Below are 11,893 nucleotides of genomic sequence, written 5' to 3'. Positions count from 1 at the left end.
TTCTAAGCTTCTGGCAGATACCCAAGCTGCTTCGTCCCTCCAGGAGTTTTTCCATGTCGTTACGCCGTCTCGCTTTGCTGGCTTTTTGCGTGCTGTTGGCCGCTTGCAGCAAGGTCAACCAGGAAAATTACGCAAAGTTGTCGGCTGGCATGGCCAAGGCCGAGGTGGAGTCGCTGCTGGGTAAGCCGACCGATTGTTCTGGCGCACTGGGCATGTCCAGCTGCACGTGGGGCGATAAAAACAGCTTTATCAGCGTTCAATATGCCGGTGACAAAGTTCTGATGTTTTCCGGGCAAGGCCTGAAGTAAACCGGGGCGAGAGCCTGCGGGAGAAGAAGAATGATGCGTTTTGTTTTGTGCCTTTGTGCCAGCCTGTTTTTGGCGGGCTGCGCCAGTCATTCTGGCGATGATCTGCAACCCAAGACCGCGAGCAACGTCAATCTCAAGCGTTACCAGGGCACCTGGTATGAGTTGGCCCGATTGCCGATGTACTTCCAGCGCAACTGCGCGCAGTCCGAAGCCCGCTACACACTGCTGCCCGATGGCGATATGTCGGTGTTCAACCGCTGCCTGACCAGCGAGTGGAAGTGGGAAGAAGCCAAAGGCACGGCCACGCCGCAAGTGCCGGGCAAGACCGACAAGCTCTGGGTTGAATTCAATAACTGGTTTACCGCGCTGCTGCCCGGCGTCGCCAAGGGCGACTACTGGGTGCTGTACGTCAGCGATGACTACAAGACCGCCATCGTAGGCAGCCCGAGCCGGCGCTACATGTGGATCCTGTCGCGCACGCCGACGGTGAATGCCGACACCCGCGAAGACTTGCTCAGCAGGGCGCGGCAACAGGGGTATGACACCACACGGTTGATCTGGCGTACGTCGGACAAGCAGATGGCCAAGACCTCGCAGTAACTGAGGGAACCCTCAATCCAATAGGGGAGCTGGCTTGCCAGCTCCCCTATTTTTTTGTGTCGCCCGTCAGCCGAGCAAATCCCTCAAGACTTGCGTGAATGCCCGGCTGCTTTCTTCCTCGCCAGCATGGCGCCCATCCCGTACTACCCACTTACCGTTGACCAGCACGTCGCGCACTTGCCGATCACCACCGGCGAACAGCCAGCGATTCAGGATCCCGTCTTCACTCGCCGTGGCCAGGTACGGATCATTGCCGTCCAGCACGATCCAATCCGCACGCTTACCCACTTCCAGTCGACCAATCGGCTGCCCCAACGCCTGTGCGCCACCGTCCAGCGCGGCATCGAACAGTGTGCGGCCGACCATCGGCTGATCGCTGCGATACAAGCGATTGCGCCGCTGGTCGCGCAGGCGCTGGCCGTATTCCAGCCAGCGCAATTCTTCGACCACGCTCAGTGAGACGTGGCTGTCGGAGCCGATCCCAATGCGGCCGCCCTGTGCCAGAAAGTCCACGGCCGGGAAGATCCCGTCGCCCAGGTTGGCTTCGGTGGTCAGGCACAAACCGGCAATCGCGCGGCTCTTGGCCATGCGGGCCACTTCGTCGGTATCCGCGTGAGTGGCGTGCACCAGGCACCAGCGTTCATCCACCTCGACATTGTCATACAGCCATTGCAGCGGGCGTTTGCCGCTCCAGGCCAGGCAGTCGTCGACTTCCTTTTGCTGCTCGGCAATGTGGATATGCACCGGGCAAGCTTTGTCGCTGGCGGCCAGCACGTCATTGATTTGTTGCGGGGTCACCGCGCGCAGGGAGTGAAAGCACAACCCCAGCTGCTGCGCCGGTTGCGCGGCGAGGATCGGTTTCAGGCGCGCTTGCAGGTCCAGGTAGTTTTCCGTGCTGTTGATAAACCGGCGCTGGCCTTCATTGGGTGCCTGGCCGCCAAATCCCGAGTGGGTGTAGAGCACCGGCACCAATGTCAGCCCGATGCCGCTGCTGGCGGCCGCCTGGCTGATCTGCCGCGACAGCTCCGTGCGGTCAGCATAGGGCTGGCCACTGACGTCATGGTGCACGTAGTGGAACTCAGCCACCGAGGTGTAGCCGGCCTTGAGCATCTCGATGTACAGCTGTCGGGCGATGACCTGCAATTGCTCCGGGCTGATCTTGCCAACCATTCGGTACATCAGGTCGCGCCAGGTCCAGAAGCTGTCATTCGGGTTGCCGGCGACTTCCGCCAGGCCCGCCATGGCGCGCTGGAACGCGTGGGAGTGCAGGTTCGGCATGCCCGCCACTACCGGGCCCCTGAGCCGTTCGGCGCCGTCTGCACTGGCGTTGGGCTCAACGTGGGTCAGCAGGCCATCGGCGCTGACTTCAAAGCGTACATCGTTGGCCCATCCATTAGGCAGCAGTGCGCGTTCGGCAAAGAAAGCGGACATGATCATGTCACCCCGGTCGTGTGTTTATTTGTATATACATATACAGACGTTTGCCTGCTCGGTAAACTCCGGCAATCTATGCATCTTTTCCTCTTGCAAGGATTCCCTGTGCCGACTCCGCCCGCCAAGTCTTCACTGGCTGCCCACATGGACGAAAGTCCGGCGCCCTTGTACGCCCGCGTCAAACAGATGATCAGCCAGCAGATCCTCAACGGCAACTGGCCGCCCCATTACCGCGTGCCGTCGGAGAGCGAGCTGGTCAGCCAGCTGGGCTTCAGCCGCATGACCATCAACCGCGCCCTGCGCGAGCTGACCGCCGAAGGTTTGCTGGTGCGCATGCAAGGTGTCGGCACGTTCGTCGCCGAACCCAAGAGCCAGTCGGCGCTGTTCGAGGTGCACAACATCGCCGATGAGATCGCCTCCCGTGGGCATCGGCATACTTGCCAGGTCATTCACCTTGGTGAAGAAGCAGCCGGCTCCGAACGCGCCGTAGCGCTGGAAATGCGCGAAGGCGGACGGGTGTTCCATTCGCTGATCGTGCACTTCGAAAACGACATTCCGGTGCAAATCGAAGACCGTTTCGTCAACGCCCTGGTCGCGCCGGAGTACCTGCAGCAGGACTTCACCCAGCAAACCCCCTACGCCTATCTGAACCAGGTCGCACCGCTGACCGAAGGCGAGCACGTGGTCGAGGCGATTCTCGCCGACGCCGCCGAGTGCAAGTTGCTGCAGATCGAGCCGAGCGAGCCCTGCCTGTTGATTCGCCGACGCACCTGGTCGGGTCGCCAGCCGGTGACCGCCGCGCGTTTGATCCACCCCGGTTCCCGTCATAGCCTGGAAGGACGTTTCAGTAAATGAGTGCAGTGAAAATCTGGCGCGCCGCCGATTACGTGCGCATGCCGTGGAAAAACGGCGGTGGCAGCACCGAAGAAATCACCCGTGACGCCGGTACCGGCCTGGATGGCTTTGGCTGGCGCCTGTCGATTGCCGATATCGCCGAGTCGGGTGGGTTTTCCACCTTTGCCGGTTATCAGCGCGTAATCACCGTGATCAAGGGCGCCGGCATGGTGCTCACCGTGGATGGCGAGGAACAGCTGGGCCTGTTGCCGCTGCAACCCTTTGCGTTCAAGGGCGACAGCCACGTGTCGTGCCGCTTGATCACGGGGCCGATCCGCGATTTCAACCTGATCTACTCGCCCCAGCGCTACCACGCACGCTTGCAGTGGATTGACGGCGTGCAGCGCTTTTTCAGCACGGCGCACACGGTGCTGGTGTTCAGCGTGGCGGATGAAGTGAAGGTGCTGGACCACGTGCTTGGCCATCACGACTGCCTGCAAGTGGACGGTAACACTGGCCTGCTGGATATCTCGGTCAGCGGCCGCAGTTGCATCATCGAACTGTCTCAACACGATTAAAAAGCGGTGGGAGCAGGCTTGCCTGCGATAGCGGTGTATCAGCATGGGGTGTGCTGATCGACACACTGCTATCGCGGGCAAGCCTGCTCCCACAGTTGTTTTGTGGTGAGCAGAAAACTGTTTCCAGCCTGCGCACCAATTTGTTACCGAATGCCCCAGCGTGGCGCAAAACCACGCGTTGGTGACGAACCCCTCCCGTAGCAAAACTCCTTTGTAAGAAATTTCATCAAGCCTCGAAGCCTTATTTTCCAAGGCTCGCACACGCTTTCGAAAAAACTCCAAACGACTCGCGCAAAAAGTTGGCCGCTTGATTGCATATGCTTGTATGTACAAGTAAAGATGTGTGCGTAAGACTCTCCTTCGCACCATCCATGTTCGCGCATCATGTCGAGGAGTCCAGCCGTGACCGATTTTTCTAAAGCCAGGCCTACAAAATACCGTGACGTCGAAATCCGCGCGGCCCGCGGTAACAAGCTCACCGCCAAAAGCTGGCTGACTGAAGCGCCGCTGCGCATGTTGATGAACAACCTCGACCCGCAAGTGGCCGAGAACCCGAAGGAGCTGGTGGTGTACGGCGGTATTGGCCGTGCGGCGCGCAATTGGGAGTGCTACGACCAGATCGTTGAGAGCCTCACTCACCTGAACGACGACGAAACCCTGCTGGTGCAATCCGGCAAGCCGGTCGGCGTGTTCAAGACCCACAGCAACGCCCCGCGCGTGCTGATCGCCAACTCCAACCTGGTGCCGCACTGGGCCAGGTGGGAACACTTCAACGAACTGGATGCCAAGGGCCTGGCCATGTACGGCCAGATGACCGCCGGCAGCTGGATCTACATTGGTAGCCAAGGCATCGTGCAGGGCACCTACGAAACCTTCGTCGAAGCCGGCCGCCAGCACTACGATTCCAACCTCAAGGGCCGCTGGGTCCTCACCGCCGGCCTCGGTGGCATGGGCGGCGCCCAGCCGTTGGCCGCGACCCTGGCGGGTGCATGCTCGCTGAACATCGAGTGCCAGCAGGTCAGCATCGACTTCCGCCTGAACAGCCGTTATGTCGACGAACAAGCTACCGACCTCGACGACGCCCTGGCGCGTATCGCCAAGTACACCAAGGAAGGCAAGGCCATCTCCATTGCCCTGCTGGGTAACGCGGCGGAAATCCTGCCGGAACTGGTCAAGCGCGGCGTACGGCCGGACATGGTCACCGACCAGACCAGCGCCCACGACCCGCTCAATGGCTACCTGCCGGCCGGCTGGAGCTGGGACGAATACCGCGCCCGCGCCAAGACCGAGCCAGCCGCCGTGATCAAGGCCGCCAAACAGTCGATGGCCGTGCACGTCAAGGCGATGCTGGAATTCCAGAAGCAAGGCATCCCGACCTTCGACTACGGCAACAACATCCGCCAGATGGCCCAGGAAGAAGGCGTCGAGAACGCGTTCGACTTCCCAGGTTTCGTGCCGGCGTACATCCGCCCGCTGTTCTGCCGTGGCATCGGCCCGTTCCGTTGGGCAGCACTGTCCGGCGACCCGCAAGACATCTACAAGACCGACGCCAAAGTCAAAGAGCTGATCCCGGACGACGCGCACCTGCACAACTGGCTGGACATGGCGCGCGAGCGCATCAGCTTCCAGGGGCTGCCGGCGCGTATCTGCTGGGTTGGCCTGGGCCAGCGCGCCAAGCTCGGCCTGGCGTTCAACGAAATGGTACGCAGCGGTGAGCTGTCGGCACCTATCGTGATCGGCCGCGACCACCTCGACTCCGGCTCGGTCGCAAGCCCGAACCGCGAAACCGAAGCCATGCAGGACGGTTCCGACGCCGTGTCCGACTGGCCGCTGCTCAACGCCCTGCTCAACACCGCGAGCGGCGCGACCTGGGTCTCGTTGCACCACGGCGGCGGCGTGGGCATGGGCTTCTCGCAGCACTCCGGCATGGTGATCGTCTGCGACGGTACCGACGAAGCGGCCGAGCGCATCGCGCGCGTGCTGCACAACGACCCGGCCACCGGTGTGATGCGTCACGCGGATGCCGGCTACCAGATCGCGATCGACTGCGCCAAGGAGCAGGGGCTCAACCTCCCGATGATCAAGTAACTCCATGTGGGAGCTGGCTTGCCTGCGATGCGGGCGACTCGGTCTATCAGTAGAACCGAGGGGATGCCATCGCAGGCAAGCCAGCTCCCACAGAAATGCGGTTTTACCCAGGCTTTATGAACAATCCATCAGAGGTTGAACACACATGGCTGCAAATGACGTACGTGCAAGCACCACCCCGTTGATCGAAAGGCGTTCGATCGACTACATCCCGGAAGCGGAAAGACACGGTCGTCTATTGAGTCAGTTCACCCTGTGGCTGGGTGCCAACCTGCAGATTACTGCCATCGTCACCGGGGCCCTGGCCGTGGTGCTCGGCGGTGATGTGTTCTGGTCGTTGATCGGTTTGTTGATCGGGCAACTGCTGGGCGGCGGCGTCATGGCGTTGCATGCTGCGCAAGGCCCGCAACTGGGCTTGCCGCAAATGATCTCCAGCCGCGTGCAGTTCGGCGTATATGGCGCCGTGATCCCGTTGGTGCTGGTGTGCCTGATGTATATCGGCTTTTCGGCCAGCGGTTCATTGCTGGCGGGGCAGGCGGTAGCGCAGTTGCTGCACGTCGAAGACTGGGTCGGCATTGTGCTGTTTGCCGGGTTGATCATGGTGTTCACCGTCTTCGGCTACCGCGTCATCCACGGCATCGGTCGCGTGGCCAGTGTGTTGGGTGTGGTGGCCTTCATCTACCTGTTCTACAAGCTGCTGGCGGGCAACGACGTGGGTGCCCTGCTGGGCAACAAACATTTTTCCCTCAGCAGTTTCCTCTTGGCGATTTCGCTGTCGGCCTCCTGGCAGATCGCTTTTGGCCCGTATGTGGCGGACTACTCGCGCTACTTGCCGCGTAGCACGTCAGCGTCGAAAACCTTCTGGGCCGTGGGCCTGGGTTCGGTGATCGGGGCGCAGGCGTCGATGGTGTTCGGTGTGTTCGCGGCGGCCCTGGCCGGCTCGCAATTCGCCCATCATGAGGTGTCATTTATCGTCGGCCTGGGCGGCACCGGGATTGTCGCGGCGCTGCTGTATTTCAGCATCGCCTTCGGCAAGGTCACGGTGACCACCCTCAATGCCTACGGCAGCTTCATGTCCATCGCGACGATCATCAGCGGCTTTCGTGGCAGCCGGCACATCTCGAGTGCGGTGCGCCTGCTGTACATCTTCCTGATGGTATCGATTGCCGCCGCGCTGGCGTTGCTGGGCAAGGACTCGTTCCTCAAGGACTTCTCCGCGTTCATCCTGTTCCTGCTCGCATTCTTCACGCCGTGGAGCGCGATCAACCTGGTGGATTTCTACTGCATCACCAAGGAACGCTACGACATTCCGGCGCTGTCCAACCCCAATGGTCGTTATGGCCGCTGGAACCTGATGGGCATCGGCATCTACGTGTTCGGCGTGCTGATCCAGATGCCGTTCATCTCCACGCATTTCTATACCGGCCCACTGGTCGCCAGCCTTGGCGACACCGATATCTCCTGGATCATCGGCCTGGTGGTGCCTGCTGCGCTGTATTACTGGGCTGCGAAAAAGTGGCACAGCGCGATTCCTGAACACCTGATCCTGCCGATAGAGCAGGGCGCTGCACCGACGACGACAAACGGGCTGGCCGCACAAGCCTGATGGGACGTGGACAGGGCAGGATGCCTACTGACTGCCGTAATCCATTTCAAGATTGGGAGCGTCACAACAATGAAAATGCATAAAACCCTGTTGGCCACTCTGTTCTCTGCAGGCTTGCTGGCCACTGCCGGCGCCCAGGCGGCCGGTTGGTGCGAGTCCGGCAAACCGGTGAAATTCGCCGGCCTGAACTGGGAAAGCGGCATGTTGCTCACCGACATCCTGCAGACCGTGCTGGAAAAAGGCTACGACTGCAAAACCGACAGCCTGCCGGGCAACTCCATCACCATGGAAAACGCCCTGAGCAGCAACGACATCCAGGTCTTCGCCGAAGAATGGGTAGGCCGCAGTGAAGTGTGGAACAAGGCCGAGAAGGCCGGCAAAGTCGTCGGCGTCGGCGCCCCTGTGGTGGGCGCTGTCGAGGGCTGGTACGTGCCGCGCTACGTGATCGAAGGCGACGCCAAGCGCAAGCTTGAACCCAAGGCGCCGGACCTGAAAAACATCGCTGACCTGGCCAAGTACGCTTCGGTGTTCAAGGACCAGGAAGAGCCTTCCAAGGGCCGTTTCTACAACTGCCCGGCCGGCTGGACCTGCGAGCTGGACAACAGCGAAATGCTCAAGAGCTACGGCCTGGAAAGCACCTACACCAACTTCCGTCCAGGTACCGGCCCGGCGCTGGATGCGGCCGTGCTGTCGAGCTACAAGCGTGGCGAGCCGATCCTGTTCTACTACTGGTCGCCAACGCCGCTGATGGGCCAGGTCGACCTGGTCAAGCTTGAAGAAAAACCCGGCGTCGATAAAAGCGTGAGCATCAAGGTCGGCTTGTCCAAGACCTTCCACGAGCAGGCGCCGGAACTGGTGGCCGTGCTGGAAAAGGTCAACCTGCCGATCGACTTGCTGAACCAGAACCTGGGTCGCATGGCCAAGGAGCGAATTGAGTCGCCAAAACTGGCGAAAATTTTCCTCAAGGAACATCCTGAAGTCTGGCACGCCTGGGTGAGCGACGACGCAGCCAAGAAAATCGACGCGGCCTTGTAGGTCAAGTGTGCCCGGCTACCCTCAGGGGTGGCCGGGCGCCTGGCCACAACCCACTGGATCGAGAGCACGATATGTTTCCTGAGAGTTTTACGTTTTCCATTGCCGACTGGGTCAACGGTTGGGTGGATTCACTGGTCACCAACTACGGTGATGTGTTCCGGCACATCTCCGACACCCTGCTATGGGCCATCGTCAACCTGGAAGGGTTGCTGCGTGCGGCGCCCTGGTGGCTGATGCTGGCCATCGTCGGCGCAGTTGCCTGGCACGCCACCCGCAAGGTGGTGACCACGGCGGTGATCGTCGGCCTGCTGTTCCTGGTGGGTGCGGTCGGCCTGTGGGACAAGCTGATGCAGACGCTGGCGCTGATGATGGTCGCCACGGTGATCTCGGTGCTGATCGGCATCCCGCTGGGCATCCTGTCGGCGCGCAGCAATCGCCTGCGCTCGGTACTGATGCCGTTGCTCGACATCATGCAAACCATGCCCAGCTTCGTGTACCTGATCCCGGTGCTGATGCTGTTCGGCCTGGGCAAGGTCCCGGCGATCTTCGCTACGGTGATCTACGCCGCACCGCCGTTGATCCGCCTTACCGACCTGGGCATTCGCCAGGTCGACGGCGAAGTCATGGAAGCGATCAACGCCTTTGGTGCCAACCGTTGGCAACAACTGTTCGGCGTGCAACTGCCGCTGGCCCTGCCGAGCATCATGGCCGGGATCAACCAGACCACCATGATGGCGTTGTCGATGGTGGTGATCGCCTCGATGATCGGCGCCCGTGGGCTGGGTGAGGACGTCCTCGTCGGCATCCAGACCCTCAACGTCGGCCGTGGCCTCGAAGCCGGGCTGGCGATCGTGATTCTCGCAGTGGTCATCGACCGCATTACCCAGGCCTATGGTCGTCCACGGCATGAGGCGAGCAAATGACTACTGTCAGCAAAATCGAAGTCAAAAACGTCTTCAAGATCTTCGGCGCCCGTTCCAAGGATGCGCTGTCGCTGATCGGCCAAGGCAAGAGCAAAGACCAGGTCCTGGCCGAAACCGGTTGCGTGGTCGGGGTGAACGACTTGTCCCTGAGCATCGGCACCGGTGAGATCTTCGTGATCATGGGCCTGTCGGGTTCCGGCAAGTCCACGTTGGTGCGCCACTTCAATCGCCTGATCGACCCCACCAGCGGCGCGATCCTGGTCGACGGCGAAGACATCCTGCAACTGGACATGGAAGCGCTGCGTCAATTCCGTCGGCACAAGATCAGCATGGTGTTCCAGAGCTTCGGCCTGCTGCCCCACAAGAGTGTGCTGGACAACGTCGCCTACGGCCTCAAGGTGCGTGGCGAAACCAAGCAGGTCTGCGCCGAACGTGCGCTGCACTGGATCGAAACCGTGGGCCTCAAGGGCTACGAAAACAAATACCCGCACCAGCTCTCCGGCGGCATGCGCCAACGCGTCGGCCTCGCCCGTGCGCTCGCGGCCGACACCGACATCATCCTGATGGACGAAGCCTTCAGCGCCCTTGACCCGCTGATCCGCGCCGAAATGCAGGACCAGTTGCTCGAGCTGCAAAAGACCCTGCACAAGACCATCGTGTTCATCACCCACGATCTCGACGAGGCCGTGCGCATCGGCAACCGCATTGCGATCCTCAAGGACGGCAAGCTGATCCAGGTCGGCACCCCGCGCGAGATCCTGCATTCGCCGGCGGATGAGTACGTGGACCGGTTTGTCCAGCGGCGGGCGGCGGTGGTGTAGCTGATCATTCCCACGCTCTGCGTGGGAATGCATCCCGTGACGCTCTGCGTCACCTCTAACAGCGGGGCGCGGAGCGTCCCAGGTGGCATTCCCACGCAGAGCGTGGGAACGATAAACATGAAGAGGTCAACGATGTCCCAGGCTGCAAAAATTATCATCGCCGACGCCCCCTTGCGCTGGCAGGACGTCGTCGCCGTCGCTCGCCATGGCGCGGTCCTCGAACTCTCGGGCCAGGCCTGGGCGCGGATCGACAATGCCCAGGCCATCGTGCAGCGCATCGTCACCAGCGGCGAGCGCGCCTATGGCGTGAACACCGGCTTGGGCGCGCTGTGCAACGTGTCGCTCAAGGGCGAGCAACTCAGCCAGCTGTCGCGCAATACCCTGCTGAGCCACGCCTGCGGCGTCGGCCCGGTGCTGAGCGACGAGCAGACCCGCGCGATCATTTGCGCGGCCGTCATCAACTACAGCCACGGCAAATCCGGCCTGCATCCGCAGGTGGTGCATTCGCTGCTGGCGCTGCTCAACCACGGCATCACGCCGCAAGTGCCGTCCCAGGGTTCGGTGGGTTACCTGACCCATATGGCCCATGTCGGCGTGGCCTTGCTCGGTGTCGGCACTGTGAGCTACCGGGGCCGGATCGTCGCGGCGCAACAGGCCCTCAGCGAAGAAGGTTTGCAGCCGGTGGTGCTTGGCGCCAAGGACGGCCTGTGCCTGGTCAACGGCACACCGTGCATGACCGGCCTGAGCTGCCTGGCCCTGGCCGACGCGCATCATTTGCTGCAGTGGGCCGACGTGATCGGTGCCATGAGTTTTGAAGCCCAGCGCGGCCAGATCGATGCCTTCGATGCAGAAATCATCGCGCTCAAGCGGCACCCGGGCATGCAGCATGTCGGCATCAACCTGCGTGCGCTGCTCGACGGCAGTGAAGTGATCGCCAGCAGCAAAGGCATCCGCACCCAGGACGCGCTGAGCATCCGCTCGATCCCGCAGATCCATGGCGCGGCGCGCGACCAGGTGGAGCACGCGACCCGCCAGATCGAAACCGAACTCAACAGCGCCACCGACAACCCGCTGGTGCTCGGTACCCCGGACAATTACCGCGTAGTGTCCCAGGCCAACCCGCACGGGCAGTCCGTGGCACTGGCCGCCGACATGCTGGCGATCGCCATGGCCGAAATCGGCTCGGTGGCCGAGCGCCGCCTGGACCGCCTGATCAACCCGCACGTCAGCGGCCTGCCGGCGTTCCTGGTCAGCAACCCAGGGGTCAACTCCGGGATGATGATCGTGCAGTACGTCGCCGCTTCGCTGTGCGGGCAGAACCGCCAGCTGGCGCAACCGGCGGTGCTCGACAACTTCGTCACCTCGGGCCTGCAGGAAGACCACTTGAGCATGGGCACCAACGCCGCGCTGAAGCTGCACCAGGTGCTGGCCAACGTCACGCAGATCCTCGCCATCGAGTACCTGCTGGCCGCCCAGGCCTTCGAATTCCTCAAGGAGCAGCGCTTCGGCGCGGGCACCGACAGTGCCTGGCGCCTGCTGCGTGAAGTGGTGCCGGCCTATGAGCAGGACCGCTGGCTGGCACCGGACATTGCGGCCGCCGCTGCATTGCTTCAGGACACGGCCCTGCTGCACCAGACAATTCCCCATTTGCACTGAAAATAATTCA

General features: G+C 61.8%; 11 protein-coding genes. 10 read left to right on the top strand and 1 reads right to left on the bottom strand.

The genetic code is table 11. The features are described 5' to 3' along the window. Positions 1-53: 53 nt before the first annotated feature. Together AC07OJ_RS19685 and AC07OJ_RS19680 are read left to right on the top strand one after the other, a co-directional pair. Entirely contained in the window at positions 54-308 is a 255-nt protein-coding gene (locus tag AC07OJ_RS19685) for a hypothetical protein (RefSeq protein ID WP_017849914.1), read from the top strand. Between the two features lie 30 nt (positions 309-338). After that, complete coding sequence (locus AC07OJ_RS19680) at positions 339-908, top strand: lipocalin family protein (RefSeq protein ID WP_106805393.1); 570 nt, start codon at positions 339-341, stop codon at positions 906-908. A gap of 66 nt (positions 909-974) precedes the next feature. On the opposite strand, the gene AC07OJ_RS19675 is transcribed toward AC07OJ_RS19680, so the two are convergent. Next, entirely contained in the window at positions 975-2,339 is a 1,365-nt protein-coding gene (locus AC07OJ_RS19675) for a formimidoylglutamate deiminase (RefSeq protein ID WP_495095018.1), read from the bottom strand. 147 nt (positions 2,340-2,486) lie between these two features. Between AC07OJ_RS19675 and hutC the strand changes: the two genes are divergently transcribed. The 8 genes from hutC to AC07OJ_RS19635 all read left to right on the top strand — a co-directional run bounded on the left by hutC (position 2,487) and on the right by AC07OJ_RS19635 (position 11,883). Further along, complete coding sequence (gene hutC, locus AC07OJ_RS19670) at positions 2,487-3,197, top strand: histidine utilization transcriptional repressor HutC (protein ID WP_017738808.1); 711 nt, start codon at positions 2,487-2,489, stop codon at positions 3,195-3,197. Beyond that, the gene (locus AC07OJ_RS19665; RefSeq protein ID WP_495095017.1) at positions 3,194-3,754 is read left to right on the top strand and encodes a HutD/Ves family protein; all 561 of its coding nucleotides are present in this window, start codon (positions 3,194-3,196) and stop codon (positions 3,752-3,754) included. The genes hutC and AC07OJ_RS19665 overlap by 4 nt, the downstream gene beginning before the upstream one ends. A 402-nt stretch (positions 3,755-4,156) precedes the next feature. Beyond that, on the top strand, positions 4,157-5,842 hold the full coding sequence (gene hutU, locus AC07OJ_RS19660; RefSeq protein WP_495095016.1) for a urocanate hydratase: 1,686 nt from the start codon (positions 4,157-4,159) through the stop codon (positions 5,840-5,842). A 145-nt stretch (positions 5,843-5,987) separates the two neighbouring features. Then, on the top strand, positions 5,988-7,448 hold the full coding sequence (locus AC07OJ_RS19655; protein WP_065899840.1) for a purine-cytosine permease family protein: 1,461 nt from the start codon (positions 5,988-5,990) through the stop codon (positions 7,446-7,448). 69 nt (positions 7,449-7,517) lie between these two features. Continuing rightward, positions 7,518-8,483, top strand: coding sequence for an ABC transporter substrate-binding protein (locus tag AC07OJ_RS19650; RefSeq protein WP_065899842.1), 966 nt, complete (start codon positions 7,518-7,520; stop codon positions 8,481-8,483). Positions 8,484-8,554: 71 nt separating this feature from the next. Next, positions 8,555-9,406 (top strand): ABC transporter permease, encoded by an 852-nt coding sequence (locus tag AC07OJ_RS19645; protein WP_012721776.1) that lies wholly within the window; start codon positions 8,555-8,557, stop codon positions 9,404-9,406. Beyond that, positions 9,403-10,227 carry a quaternary amine ABC transporter ATP-binding protein gene (locus AC07OJ_RS19640; protein WP_065899844.1) on the top strand — a complete coding sequence of 275 codons (825 nt, stop codon included), beginning with the start codon at positions 9,403-9,405 and terminating at the stop codon, positions 10,225-10,227. The genes AC07OJ_RS19645 and AC07OJ_RS19640 overlap by 4 nt, the downstream gene beginning before the upstream one ends. A 132-nt stretch (positions 10,228-10,359) precedes the next feature. After that, positions 10,360-11,883, top strand: coding sequence for an HAL/PAL/TAL family ammonia-lyase (locus tag AC07OJ_RS19635; protein WP_106805390.1), 1,524 nt, complete (start codon positions 10,360-10,362; stop codon positions 11,881-11,883). The last annotated feature ends 10 nt before the right edge of the window (positions 11,884-11,893 follow it).

The organism is Pseudomonas sp. GW821-FHT09C08 (assembly GCF_059418125.1).
The sequence above is the reverse complement of the archived record's forward strand: the minus strand, read 5'-3'. Positions and strand labels throughout refer to the sequence as shown.